The following is a 20,023-nucleotide window of genomic DNA, read 5'->3' as shown; positions in this document are numbered from 1 at the left end:
CCAATCGCCGTCTTCCTCATTCTCGCCTTGCTCTTCATTTTTCTGCACGCGAGCTAAGGTTCCAACTTCATCGTCTTCACGAATATTGATTAAGCGTACACCCTGCGTGTTACGACCCATCATAGAAATCCCGTCCATACTTGTACGAATAACCGTACCCGATGCTGTAATAATCATAAGATCCTCATCATTTTGCACCACTTTAAGACCGACAATAGGGCCGTTCTTATCCGTGACGTTCAAGGTCTTAATCCCTTTACCACCGCGTGACTGGATCCGATACTCAGAAACAGGCGTTCTCTTACCAAAGCCTTTGGTCGTTACAATGAGTACACTATTATCTTCATGGACAACGTCCATATCAATAACCGTATCTTCTGGATCCAGGTGTATCCCTTTAACCCCAGTAGCAGATCTACCCATGGAACGAACATCTTGTTCTGGGAAATGGATGGACATTCCGAGCTTGGTTCCCATAATAATACCTTGGTTACCATCAGTCAGTTTAACACCAATGAGATCATCATCTTCCCGTAAATTAATAGCAATTAAGCCACCTTTTCGAATGTTTGAATAATCGTCAATCGGGGTTTTCTTCACAACACCTTGCTTCGTTGCAAAGAATAAATATTGCTCCGTTTCGAAGCTTTCTACCGGAATCACCGCATTAACCGTCTCACCTTGCTCGATCTGGATTAAATTAATGATTGGTGTTCCACGAGCCGTCCGGCTCAAATCCGGAATCTCATAAGCTTTCAGACGATACACCTTACCTTTATTCGTAAAGAACATCAGATAATGATGCGTATTCGTTACGAATAAGTGTTCGACGAAGTCATTGTCCTTGGTATCCATTCCGACAATGCCACGTCCTCCACGCTTCTGGTTCCGATACGTCGTAACAGGAAGACGCTTAATGTAACCCGTATGCGTAATCGTGATAACGACATCTTCACGCGGGATGAGGTCTTCATCTTCGATGCTTTCCTCACCAACCGTAATTTCGGAACGTCGCTCATCGCCGAATTTCTCTTTAATTTCATTCAATTCTTCGCTAATGATGGCTAGAATCAGATTCTCATCAGCAAGAATCGCTTTAAGTTCTGCGATTTTCTTCATAAGTTCGGCATACTCAGCTTCGATTTTCTCACGTTCTAAGCCAGTTAAACGCTGTAAACGCATGTCAAGAATAGCTTGAGCTTGATCGAGGCTCAAATTAAACGTAGTCATGAGCCCTTCTCTAGCTTCTTCCGTTGTACGGGAAGCACGAATCAAGGCAATAACTTGATCCAAGTGATCAAGTGCGATGCGCAAACCTTCTAAAATGTGCGCGCGCGCTTCCGCTTTGCGCAGATCAAACTCAGTTCTACGGCGAATGACTTCTTGCTGATGCTTGAGGTAATAATGCAGCATCTCGCGAAGATTTAGAACTCTTGGTTCGCCGTTGACGAGTGCGAGCATAATAATACCGAAGTTTGATTGCATGGCCGTATGTTTAAACAAGTTATTCAGAACGACATGCGGATTGACGTCGCGACGAAGCTCGATGACAACGCGCATACCGTTACGGTCGGATTCATCTCGAAGATCCGTGATACCATCAATCTTTTTCTCCCGAACAAGTTCCGCAATTTTCTCAACTAATCTAGCTTTATTCACTTGATAAGGCAGCTCGTTAACAATGATTCTAGCTTTATTATTGTTTTCTTCAATAACGGTTCTAGCGCGCATCGTAACAGAACCTCTGCCTGTTTGATAGGCTTGTCTAATCCCCTCACGGCCTAGGATAAAGCCAGCTGTTGGGAAATCCGGTCCCTTGATAGCTTGCATCAATTCAAGAGGTGTAATATCCGGATTTTCAATCATCATTTGGATGCCTTCGATAACCTCACGAAGGTTATGAGGAGGAATATTCGTAGCCATCCCTACCGCAATCCCGGAGCTTCCGTTCACAAGCAAGTTCGGAAAACGTGAAGGGAGAACAACCGGTTCATGTTCTTCGCCATCATAGTTTGGTTTATAGTCAATTGTCTCTCTGTTAATATCACGAAGAAGTTCCATCGCGATCTTAGACAAACGAGCTTCGGTATAACGCATGGCCGCTGCCATATCACCGTCGATCGATCCAAAGTTACCATGACCATCTACCAGCATATAGCGAAGTGAGAAATCTTGCGCCATTCGAACCATCGTCTCATATACCGCAGTGTCTCCATGCGGATGGTACTTACCGATAACTTCGCCAACGATTCTCGCCGATTTCTTATGTGGTTTATCTGGAGACATGCCTAGTTCTGACATCGCAAACAAGATACGACGATGAACAGGCTTCAGACCGTCTCTTACATCTGGCAGTGCACGACTGACAATGATACTCATCGCATAGTCTAAGAAAGATGTACGCATTTCGGTAGAAATGTCAATTTCTTTGACTTGCGAATGTAATTCTTCGCTCATGAATGTTCCTCCTGAAAGCTTACATCGTTAGCAACGTCTAGGACGTTTAGATATCTAGATTTTTCACGTACTTCGCATGTTCCTCGATGAAATCTCTTCTAGGTTCTACGTTATCTCCCATCAATGAATCAAAGAGCGTATCTGCTTCAATCGCATCTTCGATCGTTACTTGAAGGAATGTACGGCTTTCCGGATCCATCGTCGTTTCCCACAATTGTTCTGGATTCATCTCGCCAAGTCCTTTGTAACGCTGCACATTGACTTTGGCGCCTTCACCAAACTCCTGCATGATGGCTTCTCTTTGCTTTTCGTTATACGCATAGCGAACCGTTTTATTTCTTTCGAGCTTGAAAAGTGGCGGTTGTGCAATATACACATAACCGGTTTCGATTAATTTTTTCATGTACCTGTAGAAGAAAGTAAGCAGGAGCGTACGAATGTGTGCTCCGTCAACGTCGGCATCCGTCATGATAATAATTTTGTGATAACGTGCCTTAGCGATATCGAAATCATCACTGATCCCTGTACCGAAGGCTGTAATCATCGCACGAATTTCCGTATTGGATAGAATACGATCCAATCTAGCTTTCTCTACATTCAAAATTTTTCCGCGAAGTGGAAGAATTGCTTGGAAGTGACGATCACGTCCTTGCTTAGCTGATCCACCTGCAGAGTCACCTTCTACGATGTAAATCTCACTAATAGAAGCATCCTTGGATGAGCAATCTGCTAGTTTACCTGGCAGAGCGCTTACTTCCAATGCGCTTTTACGACGAGTTAATTCTCTCGCTTTACGCGCAGCTTCTCTGGCTCTTGCCGCTTGAATCCCTTTTTCGAGAATCTTCTTCGCAACCGCTGGGTTCTCTTCCATAAATGTTTGCAGCTTCTCAGCAAATAGAGATTCTACAATACCACGGACTTCACTATTTCCTAGTTTGGTCTTCGTTTGACCCTCAAATTGAGGCTCTGGAATTTTTACGGAAATAATGGCAGCAAGACCTTCGCGCACATCATCCCCCGATAGGTTGGAATCACTTTCTTTTAACGAATTACTTTTACGGGCATAATCATTCAAGATCCGCGTTAGCGCGCTTTTAAAACCGGACTCGTGAGTACCACCCTCATGTGTATTAATGTTATTCGCGAAGGAGTAAATATTTTCCGTATAGCTATCGTTGTACTGAAGGGCAATCTCAATGGAGATATTATCTTTAGAACCTTCCACATAGATTGGCATCTCATTGACGACTTCACGGTTACGGTTTAAATGCTGAACGAACGAAACAATACCACCTTCGTATCTATGTGTATTGATCGTATCCGTACGCTCATCAATTAAATTAATTTCGATTCCCTTATTCAAGAAAGCGAGCTCGCGAATTCTAGATTGGAGAGTATCATAGTCATATTCCGTCGTTTCCTTGAAGATCTCTGGATCCGGTTGGAACGTAACTTGTGTTCCTGTTTCTTCGGTTTCACCAATGACCTTCACGTCATATTGCGGCGCGCCGCGGCGATACTCTTGTTCATGAATTTTGCCATCACGCTTAACTTGAACTGTCAGCAGCTCAGATAACGCATTTACAACAGAGATACCTACACCGTGCAGACCACCCGATACTTTATAGCCGGAATCATCTCCTCCGAACTTACCACCGGCATGAAGAACCGTTAGAACAACTTCGAGCGTCGGTCTTTTTAACTTGGCGTTTTCACCGACAGGGATCCCACGGCCATTATCGATAACGGTAACACTATTATTCTTATGAACGATGACATCAATCTTTGTACAGTAGCCGGCCAAAGCCTCATCGATACTATTATCGACAACTTCCCATACGAGATGATGAAGTCCACGGGCACTGGTTGAACCAATATACATACCCGGTCTTTTGCGAACGGCCTCTAAACCTTCCAGAACCTGAATCTGACTGTCATCGTACGCATTTTGATTCACAGACATGTTATTCTTCACCTGCTTTTTTATAGTGAGAGAAACCTCTATCGTAGTCATTCGAAAATGAGCGACCGCGCTTTAGAGGCGTATATTCGCCAACAAGAAAGCTGTTTTCGGAATGCCGAATTCTTATACTTTCTTATGTGGGGAGAAAAGGTTAATTCGTTAACAATTGATGTGCTCTTTTCTTGAGCGTGGTAGAGGAAATTGGAGAATAATACACTTTACTCTTCGTAACAACGAGTGATTTGCAATCTTCTTCGCCGATTTGCTCTGTTTTTTTATCTTTTAATGCTTGCTGTATGAATTGTTTCGATATTTTGGAAGATTTCTCTATCGAGATATCGAAAATAGCAACTAGTTCGGATGCCCTAATAATTTTCTCTCCACCCAAATGAATAAACATGCTCCTCAGCTCCTGCCGCTTACATTTCCTTTCAAAACATGAAACACGGAAGCATGATCCAGTTGATCCAAATGGACACTTTCCAGACCGGTTGTTGTAATAAAAGTTTGGACTTTCTGCTGAAATGTACGGATCAGTTGTGTCTGTCTATACTCATCAAGCTCGGATAGAACATCATCCAGCAATAATAGGGGATACTCGCCAACTTCCTCATGAATAAGCTCTATTTCTGCAAGCTTAAGTGATAACGCTGTTGTTCGCTGCTGACCCTGTGATCCATACGTTTGGACTTCTTTGTCGTTGATGTAAAAAAGAAGATCGTCACGATGAGGGCCCACTAGCGTAACACCTCTTCGGAATTCCTGATCTCTAACCAATGATAACTTTATCATAAATTGGTCTAATAAAACAGATTCATCTTCAAACGGTGTCATGTCAAAAGAGGGGGAATAGCGAATAAGAAGATCCTCACTATCGTTCGTAATCCCTCTATGGATCGTTTCCGCCCATTGTTGTAGCTTCTTAATAAAGCTTTGACGTTTTTTCATAATTTTAACACCATACTGTGCTAATTGTTCATTCCAAATGTCTAACATCGCGTCTGGCGCGGTTTTTCCTGGGAAAGATTGTTTTAAATAATTGTTCCGCTGCACCAATATTTTCTGATATTGCGATAAATCATGCAGATAGGAGGGCTGTACTTGGCCAATCTCCATATCGAGGAAACGCCTTCTAATACCCGGAGTTCCTTTGACGATCTCCAAGTCTTCCGGGGCAAACATGACCACATTCAAAGCACCGATAAAGTTACTGAGCTTCTTTTGTTCGAGGCCATTGATTTTTGCTTTTTTACCTTTGGTTGAAATGGAGAGATCCAGCTTACAGCTGCCATATCGTTTCTGAATTTCCGCATGCAGCTGCGTCTGCTCACCGTTCCAGCCAATTAATTCTTTATCCTGATGGGTGCGATGTGATTTCGTCATGGCCATTACATAGATTGATTCCAACAAATTAGTTTTGCCCTGGGCGTTAGGTCCAACGAATATATTCACATTGCTATCCGTTGTTAGCTCAATCTGGTCGTAATTTCTGTAATGACTGAGTACGAGTCTGTTCAAAAACATGGGTGGCCATCCTCCTGGGTTAATCCGATCAGGAGCTAACGACTTCGAATTGTCCGAAACCCTCCACGGTTACCACATCTTGCGGCACGAGTTTCCGGCCTCTACGATTTTCTGCTTGTCCGTTCACTTCAATTTTTGTATCCACAACAAAAAATTTGGCTTGTCCACCTGTGGATATACAGTCCGATAATTTCAGAAACTGTCCAAGTGTAATATAGTCCGTATTTATGGGGATCTGTTTCATATAGCGCACTCCTTAATTCGTTGTTCGATACGGCAAAATAAGCTGCAGAATATTTGTGGAATCTTGAGGCTTCATGATGATTGGCTGCATAGCTCCAGTAAATCCGATGTGAATAAACTCGGAATCAAGGACTTTAAGCGCATCGAGCATATATTTGGAGTTAAATGAGATTTTGAGTAACTCACCAGCAATATGCTGCAGGTTAATTTGCTCCGTTACTTTTCCCAGCTCGGAAGAACTTGAAGAAATCTCAATCGTCTGGTCTTCAAGCATCATCATTTTAACAATATTCGTCTTATCTTCTCTGGAAAGTAAGTAAGCACGGTCGATGGCTTCAGCCAATTCTTTGGTTGGTACGACCATTTCAGTTTGAAAAGATTGCGGAATAAGCTTAGATGTATCAGGGTAAGTTCCGTCTAAAATACGAGAATAGAATAAAATCGAATGAATTTTGAATAAAACCTGATTGTCGGAAATAACTATATCTATAAGGGAATTTTGATCAGGCAAAATTTTGCTTAATTCATTCAGAGTTCTGCCTGCGATAACAATGTTAGGCAGTTGATGCGCATTATCATTATCGACCGTTACTTCTCTACTAGCGAGACGATGACGATCACAAGCAATAAATTTTAACTTATCACCTGAGATGTTCCAGAGGACACCCGTAAGAATAGGCGTAGACTCATTGGTTGATACGGCATAAGAAGTTTGCTTAATCATTGTTTTCAGCAAATCGCTGGGCAAACGAAGCATTTTACTTTCTTCAATTTCTGGAAGCAGCGGATATTCATCTGGGTCGAGCCCCATGATTTGAATTTCAGAAGAACCAGAACGAATAATCGTTTGAAAGTTATTTCTTACTTCGATTTCGATTAATTGTGCAGGTAGTTTACGAATAATTTCGACGAAGAATTTGGCTGGAAGAACGACACTGCCGGCTTGAAATAGTTCAATAATTTTAGTCGTGTCATTCTCACTAGGGGTAAAGCTTTGAATGGAAATATCCGTATCGCTTGCTGTAAGGGTTACACCGCTTAAGGTTGCATCTATTTTGATCCCTGTAAGGATAGGTATGGTTGTACGAGAAGATATGGCTTTGGAAACGTGACCAATGGATTCAATTAGATGGTCTTTTAGGATGGTTAATTTCATGATTTCACTCCTGTGGTTCTTTTTTTCATTGCGTTAGCATAATCATTATATAATAACATTCTTTATTAGTAATAGCAGTAGGGGCTCTGGATATGTGGATATGTGGATGAACCTTATATAAATCAAGCCTATCCACATGTGAATAGATTGTGCATAGACTTGCCCAAAATTAAATGTTATTAAGAGGGGTTCTTGATGCGTTCTGTCAGATTATGAACGATCTTGTAAAGATCCTGATCTACTTTTAATTGTTGTAATATTTTATCATGGGCATGGATAACCGTTGTATGATCACGCCCACCAAAATTATCTCCGATTTTCGGCAAAGAGAAGTCTGTCAGCTCACGTGCCAGGTACATCGCAACCTGTCTAGGGAATGCGACGGCTTTTGTTCGTTTACGGGCTTTGAAATCCTCTAACTTTAAACCATAGAATTCTCCAACCCGCTGCTGAATATCCTGTATCGTAATGACCCGCGGTCGATTCGATGGAATAATATCTTTCAATGCTTCGGCTGTTAGATGCACGCTAATATCCTGATTAATTAGGGATGAGTACGCAACAACTCGAATCAAAGCACCTTCAAGCTCACGAATATTCGTATCGATTTGGTTCGCGATATAGATCATCGCTTCATTCGGAATCTCCAGATTCTCTGCTTTCGCTTTCTTGCGAAGAATGGCTATGCGTGTTTCTAAATCAGGGGGCTGAATGTCTGTAATTAATCCCCACTCAAACCTCGAGCGTAACCGGTCTTCCAGGGTTGGAATTTCTTTAGGTGGCCGGTCACTAGAGATAATAATTTGTTTACCTTCTTCATGAAGTGCATTAAATGTATGGAAAAACTCCTCTTGCGTACCTTCTTTACCAGCGAGGAATTGAATATCATCAATCAACAATACATCGATCGTTCTATATTTATTACGAAATCCTTCGCCGCGGTTATCACGGACCGCATTAATAAATTCATTCGTGAACTTTTCTGATGAAATATATAAAACACGAGCCCCAGGGTTATGTTCTAACACATAGTGGCCAATGGCATGCATTAAATGGGTCTTACCTAAACCAACTCCTCCATATAGAAAGAGGGGATTATATGCTTTAGCTGGTGCCTCGGCAACTGCTAAGGATGCAGCATGGGCAAATCGATTGCCGGATCCGATAACGAACGTATCAAAGGTATACCTAGCATTCATCATATTGGTGAAATTTTCTTCACCTGTAACGATAGCAGGACCTTTAGGTGGGAAAACAGCTGGCTGAACTGCTGTAGACTGAGATTTCTGATCTTCCGTTTCAATGATGAATTTCACAGAAACCTGTTTACCCGTAAAGTCATAGATTGTTCCTTCAATTAGCTTGGTATACCGGCTTTCGAGCCATTCCTGTGCAAAATTGTTGGGCGCACAAATAACGACAGTTGAATCATTGAACACTGTCGCTTTGGTTGATTTAAGCCAGGTGTCGAAGCTTGGTTTACTGAGCTTAGTTTGAATAATCGTTAAAATTTGCTGCCATAAGTCCGTAGAATGGCCTTCCACAGTAATTCACTCCTTTGAAATCAAACATGTGGCATAAGGCCAGTAAAGATATGTTCGGTTTATAAAGCTTTATTGTTAAATCTCGAAAAATAAGCAATTCACATTACACGATTGACTTAATCGAAATCTGTATATAGCTTGCTCGGTTAACAACAAAAGAACCTTTATGTCTGATGCGGTCAAGAAAGGACGATTTTTGTCGATTTTATCCACATTATTAAGGATCGGTTGAAATGACTTATTCTTGTAGAGGGAAAATTGTTCACAATGTTATCCACAGGTTGTTGATAAGTCGGAGGGTTAGTGGTGTCTATCCACAACAGAAACATTATCATCTTATCAAAAGATTACTTGTTAATCAACGGATTGTTTGATATTATCCACATTTACAACAAGTTGTGCATAGATTTTGTTCACAACACAAGATATTGTTGATATTATGTTAATTTTCGACAAGCTTCTCTGTAGACCGGTAAAACTTTATACACAGGTTATTCTTTTTTTTATTTTTACTGAGATAATCTCTTCTTCACCTGTACACTTGAGTAGGTTGACTTTCTGCTGTGGAAATGATTTAATGAGTAGTAGAAATTTTGTAGGATGGATATCCTCAGGTAGGGAGGTGCTATAGATGGGTCCGACGTTTAACCCGAATACGAGAAAGCGTAAGAAGAATCATGGTTTCCGTAAAAGAATGAGCACGAAGAACGGTCGTAAAGTTCTGCAAGCTCGTCGTCTTAAAGGAAGAAAAATTCTTAGCGCGTAAAAATTGAGGCTCCGAAAGGGGCTTTTTTTTTTGCATTTTAAGGGATTGGTTTAGATGGTGTTAATTCTGTTAAAACTATATAAGCTAACTAATATTGTATTGAACCTAATTTAATTACGGAGTCATCTGTCTGGAGCGTACATAATCGTGGAAAAAATATATAGATTAGCTAAAAGAGAAGACTTTAATAAGGTATATCGATATGGGAAGTCGATGGCTAACCATCAATTTGTACTATATTATTTACCCCAACCTAAATTGGAACAATTTCGCCTTGGCGTGTCTGTTAGTAAAAAGGTAGGCAATGCTGTTGTTCGAAACCGGCTCAGACGAATGATGAAAGAAATTATCCGTTTGAAAAAAGAGAATATGACGCCACACTATGACTACATCTTATTGGCTAGAAAACCAGTGGTCGAAATGGACTATGCTGAGATGGAGAAAAGTATCTGGCATGTGATTCGCAAAGCTTCTTTATTAAAAAGAAATGATGTTATTAAAAAATGATGTAATATTTCCTTGCGAGCTGAAGATGTGTTATAGTTTATGATGGAAAAGATATTTAGGAGGATCTCATTTTGACTCGTCGAATTTATATGCTAGCTTCACTCTCTGCGTTGATCTTGCTGTTGGCCGGATGTAGTCCAACAGACGCTGCTACAGCACCTATTGATCCTGCTACAGCAAATTTTTTCACTAAATATTTAACGTACCCGCTTTCCCAGACATTAGACTGGTTTGCAGTTCATTTATGGGGTCAATACGGATTATCCATCTTGGTTGTTACCTTGATCATTCGTTTGATTATTTTACCGCTTACACTTAAGCAGTACAAAAGTTCCAAACGGATGCAGGATCTGCAGCCTGAGATGAAGAAGCTTAAAGAAAAGTATAAAGATGATGCAAAGAAACAGCAGGAAGAAACAATGAAGCTGTTTCAGCAAAATGGTGTGAATCCATTAGCAGGATGTTTCCCTATCATTGTTCAAATGCCAATATTGATTGCTCTTTATCAAGCGATCATGCGGAATGATCACATTCGTGAGCATACGTTCTTATGGATGAATCTTGGACAACCGGATCACCTATACATTCTTCCGATTATTGCTGCGGCAACAACGTTTATTCAGCAAATGTTTATGTCTTCCCAAATGAATCAACAAATGAAAAGCTTATTATATATTTTCCCAGTTATGATTTTCGTGATGTCCATGAATTTCGCAGCCGCGCTTCCGCTTTATTGGATTTACGGTAACATCTTCACAATCATTCAGTCTTACTTTATTTATGGTTCTCCTGGATCGCAAAAGTCCGGATCGCAAAATAATAAGGGTGGCCTGTCCAAATGAAAAAAATTGTGGTGACTGGAAAGACTATTGAGCTAGCGGTTAAATCCGGTTTATCTCAATGGCAAGTTTCCGAGGATCGTGTAAACATTCATATTTTGGTACAGCCCTCTCGTGGGTTGTTCGGATTTATTGGTTCCAAAGAAGCTAAAGTAGAGCTTGAATTGATACCAGATCCACTTGAGGAAGCTATTGCTTTCTTACAAGATATGTTCTCAGCGATGCAGATTTCCATCACCATAGATACGCGTAAAGATCGTGAAGGCTTCGTCTTGAATATGAGTGGCTCTGAATTAGGTATTCTGATCGGTAAAAGAGGACAAACACTGGATGCTTTGCAGTATTTGGTGAATATCGTTGCAAACCGGTATGCGAATTCACATTTTCGTATCATCTTAGATGCGGAAAATTTCAGGGACAGACGTAAAAAGACGTTGGAGGAGCTTGCAGTTAGGCTGGCCAATCGAGTGATTAAGTCCAAAAAAGAAGTGATTCTTGAACCGATGAATTCTCAGGAACGTAAGATTATTCATGCTGAATTACAGGGTCATCCTGTTGTAAAAACATACAGTAAAGGCGAAGAACCGAACCGTCGGGTGGTTATCGCTGTCAAATAACGCTACCGCAATGACTTTGATCATGTCATTGCTTTTTCTTTAAGATGAGGTAAATTCGAGGTGTAAATACTATGTTAAATGATACGATTGCTGCTATTTCTACACCGCTTGGTGAGGGTGGGATAGCGGTTATTCGTGTGAGCGGAGACGAAGCTGTTCCACTCGTGGAACGTATTTTTCGCTCTAAAACGAAATTATCTGTTGCTGAGACGCATACGGTACATTATGGATTCATAATAGAACCTGCTTCTGCCCAAAAGGTAGAGGAGGTTCTAGTTACGTTAATGAAAGCTCCACGTTCATTTACGATGGAAGATGTCGTGGAGGTCAGCTGTCACGGGGGCATTGTTTCTGTGAAAAAAGTGCTAGATCTATTGCTGCAGGAGGGTGTCCGGTTAGCAGAACCCGGCGAGTTCACGAAGCGAGCTTTCTTGAATGGTCGGATTGATCTGACCCAGGCTGAGGCAGTGATCGATTTAATACGGGCCAAATCGGATAGAGCTTTCAAGGTAGCTTTGAAGCAAGTAGAAGGAAATCTGTCGAAGCAAATCAAGCATTTACGTTATATATTAGTGGAATTAATGGCTCATGTGGAAGTGAATATTGATTATCCTGAGCATGACGTGGAAGAAATGACGAACACTTTCATAAAGAGCAAGTGTGACACGGTAATGCTTGAAATTGACCGTCTTTTGGTAACCGCGGAGCAAGGGAAGATATTGCGAGAAGGTATTGAAACGGCCATTGTCGGTAAGCCAAATGTCGGCAAATCATCGCTTCTTAATGAATTAGCGCAGGAGAATCGTGCAATAGTAACCGATATTCCAGGTACAACAAGGGACGTTATTGAGGAATTCGTGAATATTGGCGGTATTCCTTTGAAGCTGCTGGATACTGCGGGCATTAGGGAAACGTCGGATCTTGTTGAACAAATCGGAGTTGAGCGATCGAAGACTGCTTTAGCTGAAGCAGATCTTATTTTGTTAGTGCTAAATAGTAATGAAGAGCTTGAATTCGATGAGATTGCTCTAATGAAACAATTAGCTGATAAGCAAACGATCGTCATATTGAATAAGACGGATTTGAGCAGAAAGCTAAATGTTGAACAAGTTCTGAGTTATTTTCCACAGGAACGTATCGTTGAGCTATCCTTGATTGAGAATAAGGGTATTGAAGATTTGGAGAAAGCGATAGCGGCAATTTTCTTTGAGGGTAAACTAGAATCAAGTGATTTGACGTATGTTAGTAATATTCGTCATATTTCGCTACTAAAGCAAGCTAAACGTTCGTTACAAGATGCACTTGATGCTAATGAACAATATGTACCTATTGATATGATTCAAATAGATATTCGAGCTGCTTGGGAGCAGCTTGGAGAGATTATTGGCGATTCAGTTGGTGAATCATTGATCGATCAAATATTTACACAATTTTGCTTAGGAAAATGAAAACGACAGCATTTGCGTTTTCATAAAAGAGGGAGGGACGTTTATTATGGGATATCATGCAGGTGATTATGATGTTATTGTCATCGGTGCCGGACACGCAGGTTGTGAATCTGCTCTGGCCTCAGCACGCATGGGTTGTAATACGCTTTTATTAACAATTAATTTAGACATGGTAGCATTCATGCCTTGCAATCCATCTATTGGTGGTCCTGCGAAGGGCCACGTTGTTCGTGAAATTGACGCGCTTGGTGGAGAAATGGGTCGTAACATCGACAAAACGTATATTCAGATGCGAATGCTGAATACAGGGAAGGGCCCAGCGGTACATGCACTGCGCGCACAAGCGGATAAATTTGCGTATCAACATAAAATGAAAGAGACAATCGAAGCGACTCCAAACTTGACGTTACGTCAAGGTATGGCCGAGGAGCTCATTGTTGAAGGCGGCGTGTGTAAGGGTGTTATCACTAAAACAGGCGCTGAATACTATTCAAAAGCAATCGTATTAACGACGGGGACTTATTTAAGAGGGAAAGTTATTATGGGCGAGCTGATGTATGAGAGCGGACCAAATAATCAACAGCCTTCTGTTAAATTATCGGAATCCTTGCGTAAACTTGGTTTTGACCTCGTTCGTTTCAAAACAGGGACTCCGCCGCGCGTTCACAAGGATACCATTGATTTTAGTAAAACGGAAATTCAACCTGGTGATGATGAGCCTAAGTTTTTCTCATTTGAAACAAAAGAAGAAATTGGTGGCCATGAGCAGCTACCATGTTGGTTAACTTACACGTCTGAGGAAACTCATAACATTATTAATTCTAATTTACACCGCGCTCCGATGTTCTCGGGGGCTATTGAAGGAACAGGTCCAAGATATTGCCCATCCATTGAGGATAAAATCGTTCGATTCGCTGACAAACCTAAGCACCAAATCTTTCTAGAGCCAGAGGGACGTCATACTTCGGAATATTATGTTCAAGGGTTATCAACGAGCATGCCTGAAGATGTTCAATTGGGTATTCTGCGCTCAATCCCTGGATTAGAGAAAGTGGAAATGATGCGTACCGGTTATGCCATTGAATATGATGCGGTGGTTCCTACTCAGTTGAAACCTTCATTGGAAACGAAACTAGTTAGTGGATTATTCACTGCTGGACAAATTAATGGAACATCGGGCTACGAGGAAGCTGCTGGTCAAGGGGTTATGGCTGGGATCAATGCAGCTCGTAAAGTTCAAGAGAAAGAAGCTATTGTTTTGGACAGATCGGAAGGATATATCGGTGTTTTAATTGATGATCTTGTAACGAAGGGGACGAATGAGCCGTATCGTTTACTCACATCACGCGCTGAATATCGTTTACTTCTTCGTCATGACAATGCTGATTTCAGATTAACACCAATCGGTCATGAAATTGGTTTAATTTCGGATGAACGATATGCTGCATTTTTAAATAAGAAATCTTTGGTTGAGCAAGAAATTGAACGTTTGACTACGGTTAAGGTTAAACCTGAGCCGCATGTTCAGCAATTACTTGAGAGTTTGGATAGCGTAATCTTAAACAATTCAGTGCCAGCTATTGGACTGCTTCGTCGTCCAGAGATCGAATATAAACATATTGAACAAATGACTCCTTCTCCACTTGAGCTTGACGATGAAATGAAAGAACAAGTAGGAATTCAAGTAAAATATGCTGGTTACATTGAAAAACAAAGCAATCAAGTAGAACGTTTACGTAAGATGGAAAAGAAGAAAATTCCGGATGATATTGAGTATAGTGAAATACACGGTATTGCGACGGAAGCTAAGCAAAAACTAGCTAAAATTCGCCCGATTTCCATTGGTCAAGCATCACGTATTGGTGGCGTTACACCTTCAGACATTTCTATCCTGCTCGTTTATTTGGAACACTATAATAGAGTCATTGCGGCTAGAGGTTAATTTATGGATGCTATTCAACAACAATTTGTTCAGTTATTAGAAAAACAACAAATTTCTCTTTCTACAGATCAGCTTGATCAATTTGAGTTATATTACAAGACTCTTGTAGAGTGGAACGAGAAAATGAATTTAACAGGTATTACAGAGAGAGAGCAAGTTTACTTGAAACATTTCTATGACTCTCTTTCTGTTTCTTTTAATTATAACGTGGGACAAGTATCATCCGTTGCAGATATTGGCTCTGGAGCCGGATTCCCAAGTATTCCTTTGAAAATCGCTTTTCCACATCTTAAAATTATGATCGTTGATTCTTTGAATAAGCGAATTTTGTTTTTAAGAGAGTTAGTCTCTCAACTCGGGCTTACGGATACCGAATGTGTTCATGGCAGAGCGGAAGACATTGCTAGATTACCTAAATACCGCGATCAATTTGATTTGGTTACTGCAAGAGCTGTTGCGCGACTGCAGGTTTTGAATGAATTTTGCCTTCCTTTTGTTAAGAAGGGTGGAACGTTCATTGCAATGAAAGGTTCAGAGATTGATGAGGAATTAAGCGAGGCTTCATTCAGTTTATCAGAGTTGAAAGGGAAGGTAATCAAGGTGAATCGTATGCAGCTCCCGATTGAGGAATCGATCAGGCATTTTGTAGAAATTCATAAATTGGCAGCGACTCCCGCTAAATATCCTCGAAAAGCAGGTATCCCGCTGAAAATGCCTTTAATCAAACTGTGAATTTGTTCCACGTGAAACATTTACATGGATTCGAGTGTCAAATAGAAGGAAATAAGGACTCTATGTTGAATTATTAATAGAGCGAATCTAGCTTAATAGGTAAGTAATTTTAAGAGATTGCACAAGTTTTACTTCGGCGTAATATTGGCAAAATGTTTTCGTTCGTTGAAAAGAAAGTATAGGTTTATACTTTTGCTTCGCATCAACCTTGACAAACGCACTCGTCCTTGAAGGACGAAGATGCCGTTTATCCTTGTGTAGGACGAAGAGGTCGTCTATCTTTGGATCATTTTGGTCGCTTAAACTACGGGAAGAGTTGGTGGTAAGTTTTCCTATGAAAGAACAAATTTCAAAGCTATTTGGCCTATCAGATCGATCAACGACTGACGAGGTCAAGAACATATCGGTGAATAGTATTATTCCAAGTCCGTATCAGCCAAGGTTGCTGTTTGATGATGATCGAATTGATGAGCTAATGCAAACTATTCGAACTCATGGTATCATTCAGCCCATTGTTGTCAGAGTTAAGAACAACACGTTCGAACTAATTGCTGGTGAACGACGTCTAAGAGCTGTTAAAAAGTTGGGTCTCGATACAATCCCTGCGATTGTACGTGATTTTAATGATTCTCAAGCAGCATCTATTGCTCTTATTGAAAATTTGCAGCGCGAAGGGCTTACCGCAATAGAAGAGGCTGCTGCTTACCAACAATTAATTGAGATGCATGATTTAACACAGGAAAGCTTAGCTCAGCGTCTTGGTAAAAGCCAATCCACAATTGCAAATAAGATTCGATTATTACATCTAAGCGAACCTGTTAAGATGGCATTAATGGAACGAAAAATTACTGAACGCCATGCCAGAGCATTGTTGGCGCTTGATCAAGAGGAATTACAAGTTAAAGTGCTTGAAGAAATCATCGCCAAAGAGTTGAATGTAAAGCAAACAGAAATTAAGATTAATTTTTTGAAGGAAGCTACTAAAATCAAGAAATCTCGTCGCGTCTCTTTTTCGAAGGATGTTCGGTTAGCTCTAAATACGATTCGTCAATCCGTTGAGATGGTTTCGAGTTCTGGTTTAAATATTAATACATCTGAGCAAGATCATGATGATCATTACGAAATTATAATTAAGATTCCTAAACGATAATAAGGCATTTATTGCTACCTTAAACGGCGCAAGCCGTTTTTTTGCATCTTATGAACATAAACTATCAAATATTGATAAGGTAACTCGCTCATAGATATGTTAAGATAGTAATACTGCTTTAGTATGGCATTTGGAACATAAGCGATTGAGGTGAAATGGTTTTGTCTAAAATAATTGCAATAACAAATCAGAAGGGTGGCGTCGGCAAGACGACAACTTCTGTGAATTTAGGTGCTTCCCTAGCCTCTTTAGGGAAAAGGGTGCTTCTCGTTGACATCGACCCACAAGGCAATACAACAAGTGGCATTGGTATAAACAAAGCGGATGTTGTTAATTGTATTTATGATGTACTAATTAATGATGTTCATCCCAAAGATGCAACGGTAGAGACCAATGTTCCAAATCTCAAAATAGTACCTGCAACGATTCAGTTAGCAGGAGCTGAAATAGAACTTGTACCAACAATTTCAAGGGAAGTACGATTAAAGAAATCCCTCCAGTTAGTGAAACATTTATATGATTACATCCTTATTGATTGTCCTCCGTCACTAGGCCTTCTAACCATTAACTCATTAACTGCTGCCGATTCTGTCATTATTCCAATTCAGTGTGAATACTATGCGCTTGAAGGATTAAGCCAGCTGCTCAATACTGTCCGCTTAGTTCAAAAGCATCTTAATACAGGGCTTCAAATTGAAGGCGTTTTGTTGACGATGTTCGATGCAAGAACTAATCTTGGTATACAAGTTATTGAAGAAGTTAAAAAATATTTCCAGACAAAAGTATACCAAACGATTATTCCAAGAAATGTTCGCTTAAGTGAAGCGCCCAGTCATGGACAATCTATTATTACGTATGATCCCAGATCAAAAGGCGCGGAAGTGTATTTAGAGCTTGCGAAGGAAGTGATCTCTGTATGACCAAAGGCCTTTCTAAAGGTTTAGGTAAGGGATTGGATGCTTTAATTACTTCTTTACATATCGATGATAGTGATAAAGTTATTCAAATACCATTATCTCAATTGAGAGCAAACCCATACCAACCTAGAAAAAACTTTAATGAAGATAGTATTAGAGAGTTAGCTGATTCAATCAAAGAACACGGTGTTATTCAACCGATTATCGTTCGTAAAGTTCTCAAGGGTTACGAGATTATTGCGGGTGAGCGGAGGTTCCGTGCTTCTCAAGTAACTGGGATTGCGACAATTCCTGCTGTTGAAAGAAACTTTTCGGATCAACAAGTTATGGAAATCGCTTTGATTGAGAATGTACAACGTGAAGATCTCAATGCGATGGAAATTGCTTTTGCGTATCAAGGTATCATCGATCAGTTTTCTCTCACACAAGAAGAGCTTTCTGCAAAGGTTGGAAAGAGTAGATCTCATATTGCTAACTTTCTGAGATTGCTGCAACTGCCTGAATCCATTAAACAATATGTTTCACGTGGAACATTATCAATGGGACATGCTAGAGCTATTGTGGGTGTGAAGGATGATAAGGTGAAGAAAGAACTCGCGGAAACAACTATTAGTAAACAATGGAGTGTACGTGAGCTAGAAGAAGCTGTTAAAACGTTGGAAGAGACACCAGGGCAAGAAAAAGAAAGAAGTAAGCAAAAAGAAAAAAATAGAGATCCATATATTAATCAAGCCGAAGATCAGTTGAGAGATATTTACCGTACGACGGTGAAAATCAAACATCAGCAGGATAAAGGTAGGATTGAACTTCTCTACTATTCCAAAGACGATTTAAACCGTCTACTAGAATTACTTCAAGGAAAAATCTCTTAAAATTAGATAGCATACCGATGGTTTTCTTTCGAACTGAAAGATCAAACTAAGGTATGCTATATTTATGAGTTGATGAGTAAGTTTACAACTAGCGTGCTTTGCACCAACCTTATCAAGCGACCTCGTCTTTAAGGACGGGGTGAGCCTTTTATCCATGAGAGAGGGTGACTTAATGAAGGGTGTTATGTATTTTGATCAAGCGGCATCTTCGTGGCCAAAGCCGCCTGCCGTAATGGATGCCATGATGCAATGTATGCAGGAGTTCGCAGCCAATCCAGGCAGAGGCAGTCATCAGATGGCAGTGAAAGCCAGTAGGGTATTATTTGAGACACGAAAAAATACAGCGCGTTTATTCGGGATTAGAAATCCGAATGATATATCGTTTGCATTAAATACAACCCATGCGCTGAATCAAGCGATTAAAGGCTTCGTAAAACCCGGGGACCACGTGATATGCACCAATATTGAGCATAACTCCGTACGTAGACCGCTTGAATATTTGAAAGCTTCTGCTCAGGTTGAACTTACGTATATCCCTAGTGATGAACAAGGTAATATTCGATTAGATGAGTTGAAAAAGGTATTTCAGCCCAATACAACGTTAGTTGTTGTCAATCATAGTTCAAATCTGTTGGGAACAATTATGCCAGTTGGTGAAATAGGAGATATCTGTCGTTCTCAAGGCGTTAGGTTGCTCGTAGACGCGGCTCAAAGCGCCGGCATACTGCCTATTGATGTAGTGGGTATGAATATTGATATGTTGGCATTCCCGGGCCACAAGGGGCTCCTGGGGCCTCAGGGAACAGGTGGTTTATACATTCATCCGGACATTGATTTAGAGCCGCTATTACATGGAGGCACGGGGAGTCAATCGGAAGCCATACACCAACCCACCGTGCGACCAGACCGCTATGAAGCCGGGACACAAAACACAGTTGGAATAGCAGGACTGAATGAAGGCGTGAGATTTGTTTTGGCTGAAACCGTAGAAAAGATTCATGAAAAAGAGTGGCGTCAAACTCAGCTCCTGATGGAAGGGTTACTGGGAATTGAAGGAGTCACGGTTCTTGGGCCGACGCTTGGACAAAATAAAACAGGAATTATTTCCTTTAATATCAACGATGCGGATTCATCGGAAGTGGCCTTTATCCTGGATCAATCTTTTCAAATTGCTGTTCGTTCAGGCTATCATTGTACGCCACTTGCCCATGAAACTGCTGGAACTTTGGCTAAAGGTGCGGTAAGAGCGAGTATTGGTTATTTTACAACGGATAATGAAGTGGAAGCCTTGATTGATGCTGTAAAAGAGATTCAAACGCAGTATGCGAAGTAGAAAGAGGGATAAA

General features: G+C 40.7%; 18 protein-coding genes (1 of these 18 cut by a window edge). 11 read left to right on the top strand and 7 right to left on the bottom strand.

What is annotated here, in order from left to right:
• The 7 genes from gyrA to dnaA all read right to left on the bottom strand — a co-directional run.
• On the bottom strand, positions 1 to 2,457 hold the 5' portion of the coding sequence (gene gyrA, locus QFZ78_RS23090; RefSeq protein ID WP_307551016.1) for a DNA gyrase subunit A. It extends 36 nt beyond the left edge of the window; only the first 2,457 of its 2,493 coding nucleotides appear in the window; it begins with the start codon at positions 2,455 to 2,457; its stop codon lies off the left edge, out of view.
• Between the two features lie 46 nt (positions 2,458 to 2,503).
• Positions 2,504 to 4,420: a DNA topoisomerase (ATP-hydrolyzing) subunit B gene (gyrB, locus tag QFZ78_RS23085; RefSeq protein WP_307551014.1), complete on the bottom strand. Its 1,917-nt coding sequence runs from the start codon at positions 4,418 to 4,420 to the stop codon at positions 2,504 to 2,506.
• A 151-nt stretch (positions 4,421 to 4,571) separates the two neighbouring features.
• On the bottom strand, positions 4,572 to 4,820 hold the full coding sequence (gene remB, locus QFZ78_RS23080; RefSeq protein WP_307551012.1) for an extracellular matrix regulator RemB: 249 nt from the start codon (positions 4,818 to 4,820) through the stop codon (positions 4,572 to 4,574).
• A gap of 5 nt (positions 4,821 to 4,825) precedes the next feature.
• Positions 4,826 to 5,944, bottom strand: a complete 1,119-nt coding sequence (gene recF / locus QFZ78_RS23075) for a DNA replication/repair protein RecF (RefSeq protein WP_307551010.1) — start codon at positions 5,942 to 5,944, stop codon at positions 4,826 to 4,828.
• A gap of 28 nt (positions 5,945 to 5,972) precedes the next feature.
• Positions 5,973 to 6,188 (bottom strand): S4 domain-containing protein YaaA, encoded by a 216-nt coding sequence (gene yaaA, locus QFZ78_RS23070; protein WP_047684005.1) that lies wholly within the window; start codon positions 6,186 to 6,188, stop codon positions 5,973 to 5,975.
• A gap of 12 nt (positions 6,189 to 6,200) precedes the next feature.
• Positions 6,201 to 7,343, bottom strand: coding sequence for a DNA polymerase III subunit beta (dnaN, locus tag QFZ78_RS23065; protein ID WP_307551009.1), 1,143 nt, complete (start codon positions 7,341 to 7,343; stop codon positions 6,201 to 6,203).
• Between the two features lie 179 nt (positions 7,344 to 7,522).
• Positions 7,523 to 8,887, bottom strand: a complete 1,365-nt coding sequence (gene dnaA, locus QFZ78_RS23060; protein WP_307551007.1) for a chromosomal replication initiator protein DnaA — start codon at positions 8,885 to 8,887, stop codon at positions 7,523 to 7,525.
• Between the two features lie 631 nt (positions 8,888 to 9,518).
• Between dnaA and rpmH the strand changes: the two genes are divergently transcribed.
• The 11 genes from rpmH (at position 9,519) to QFZ78_RS23005 (ending at position 20,010) form a co-directional block, all read left to right on the top strand.
• The gene (rpmH, locus tag QFZ78_RS23055; RefSeq protein ID WP_029196162.1) at positions 9,519 to 9,653 is read left to right on the top strand and encodes a 50S ribosomal protein L34; all 135 of its coding nucleotides are present in this window, start codon (positions 9,519 to 9,521) and stop codon (positions 9,651 to 9,653) included.
• Between the two features lie 147 nt (positions 9,654 to 9,800).
• Positions 9,801 to 10,160, top strand: coding sequence for a ribonuclease P protein component (gene rnpA, locus QFZ78_RS23050; RefSeq protein WP_057304386.1), 360 nt, complete (start codon positions 9,801 to 9,803; stop codon positions 10,158 to 10,160).
• Positions 10,161 to 10,231: 71 nt separating this feature from the next.
• Complete coding sequence (yidC, locus tag QFZ78_RS23045; RefSeq protein WP_307551004.1) at positions 10,232 to 11,002, top strand: membrane protein insertase YidC; 771 nt, start codon at positions 10,232 to 10,234, stop codon at positions 11,000 to 11,002.
• Positions 10,999 to 11,616, top strand: coding sequence for an RNA-binding cell elongation regulator Jag/EloR (gene jag, locus QFZ78_RS23040; protein WP_307551001.1), 618 nt, complete (start codon positions 10,999 to 11,001; stop codon positions 11,614 to 11,616). The genes yidC and jag overlap by 4 nt, the downstream gene beginning before the upstream one ends.
• A gap of 71 nt (positions 11,617 to 11,687) precedes the next feature.
• Positions 11,688 to 13,064 (top strand): tRNA uridine-5-carboxymethylaminomethyl(34) synthesis GTPase MnmE, encoded by a 1,377-nt coding sequence (gene mnmE / locus QFZ78_RS23035; protein WP_307550999.1) that lies wholly within the window; start codon positions 11,688 to 11,690, stop codon positions 13,062 to 13,064.
• A 46-nt stretch (positions 13,065 to 13,110) separates the two neighbouring features.
• The gene (gene mnmG / locus QFZ78_RS23030; protein WP_307550997.1) at positions 13,111 to 15,006 is read left to right on the top strand and encodes a tRNA uridine-5-carboxymethylaminomethyl(34) synthesis enzyme MnmG; all 1,896 of its coding nucleotides are present in this window, start codon (positions 13,111 to 13,113) and stop codon (positions 15,004 to 15,006) included.
• 3 nt (positions 15,007 to 15,009) lie between these two features.
• On the top strand, positions 15,010 to 15,738 hold the full coding sequence (rsmG, locus tag QFZ78_RS23025) for a 16S rRNA (guanine(527)-N(7))-methyltransferase RsmG (protein WP_307550995.1): 729 nt from the start codon (positions 15,010 to 15,012) through the stop codon (positions 15,736 to 15,738).
• A 334-nt stretch (positions 15,739 to 16,072) separates the two neighbouring features.
• Positions 16,073 to 16,888: a nucleoid occlusion protein gene (gene noc / locus QFZ78_RS23020; RefSeq protein WP_307550993.1), complete on the top strand. Its 816-nt coding sequence runs from the start codon at positions 16,073 to 16,075 to the stop codon at positions 16,886 to 16,888.
• A 161-nt stretch (positions 16,889 to 17,049) separates the two neighbouring features.
• Complete coding sequence (locus QFZ78_RS23015) at positions 17,050 to 17,808, top strand: ParA family protein (RefSeq protein ID WP_307550992.1); 759 nt, start codon at positions 17,050 to 17,052, stop codon at positions 17,806 to 17,808.
• Positions 17,805 to 18,677 (top strand): ParB/RepB/Spo0J family partition protein, encoded by an 873-nt coding sequence (locus QFZ78_RS23010; RefSeq protein WP_307550990.1) that lies wholly within the window; start codon positions 17,805 to 17,807, stop codon positions 18,675 to 18,677. Before QFZ78_RS23015 ends, QFZ78_RS23010 begins: the two co-directional genes overlap by 4 nt.
• 172 nt (positions 18,678 to 18,849) lie before the next feature.
• Positions 18,850 to 20,010 (top strand): aminotransferase class V-fold PLP-dependent enzyme, encoded by a 1,161-nt coding sequence (locus tag QFZ78_RS23005; RefSeq protein WP_307550988.1) that lies wholly within the window; start codon positions 18,850 to 18,852, stop codon positions 20,008 to 20,010.
• Positions 20,011 to 20,023 lie beyond the last annotated feature (13 nt).

Source organism: Paenibacillus sp. V4I5 (assembly GCF_030817255.1).
Classification (GTDB): domain Bacteria; phylum Bacillota; class Bacilli; order Paenibacillales; family NBRC-103111; genus Paenibacillus_E.
Note: the sequence above shows the minus strand (reverse complement) of the source record. Positions and strands in the feature narration are given on the sequence as shown.

Bases quoted from the DNA above. Each gene is read 5' to 3' on its own strand.
- jag (WP_307551001.1), top strand. From the start codon at position 10,999: ATGAAAAAAATTGTGGTGACTGGAAAGACTATTGAGCTAGCGGTTAAA.
- mnmE (WP_307550999.1), top strand. From the start codon at position 11,688: ATGTTAAATGATACGATTGCTGCTATTTCTACACCGCTTGGTGAGGGT.
- mnmG (WP_307550997.1), top strand. From the start codon at position 13,111: ATGGGATATCATGCAGGTGATTATGATGTTATTGTCATCGGTGCCGGA.
- recF (WP_307551010.1), bottom strand. From the start codon at position 5,944: ATGTTTTTGAACAGACTCGTACTCAGTCATTACAGAAATTACGACCAG.
- remB (WP_307551012.1), bottom strand. From the start codon at position 4,820: ATGTTTATTCATTTGGGTGGAGAGAAAATTATTAGGGCATCCGAACTA.
- noc (WP_307550993.1), top strand. From the start codon at position 16,073: ATGAAAGAACAAATTTCAAAGCTATTTGGCCTATCAGATCGATCAACG.
- QFZ78_RS23010 (WP_307550990.1), top strand. From the start codon at position 17,805: ATGACCAAAGGCCTTTCTAAAGGTTTAGGTAAGGGATTGGATGCTTTA.
- gyrB (WP_307551014.1), bottom strand. From the start codon at position 4,420: ATGTCTGTGAATCAAAATGCGTACGATGACAGTCAGATTCAGGTTCTG.
- yaaA (WP_047684005.1), bottom strand. From the start codon at position 6,188: ATGAAACAGATCCCCATAAATACGGACTATATTACACTTGGACAGTTT.
- dnaN (WP_307551009.1), bottom strand. From the start codon at position 7,343: ATGAAATTAACCATCCTAAAAGACCATCTAATTGAATCCATTGGTCAC.
- rsmG (WP_307550995.1), top strand. From the start codon at position 15,010: ATGGATGCTATTCAACAACAATTTGTTCAGTTATTAGAAAAACAACAA.
- QFZ78_RS23005 (WP_307550988.1), top strand. From the start codon at position 18,850: ATGAAGGGTGTTATGTATTTTGATCAAGCGGCATCTTCGTGGCCAAAG.
- rpmH (WP_029196162.1), top strand. From the start codon at position 9,519: ATGGGTCCGACGTTTAACCCGAATACGAGAAAGCGTAAGAAGAATCAT.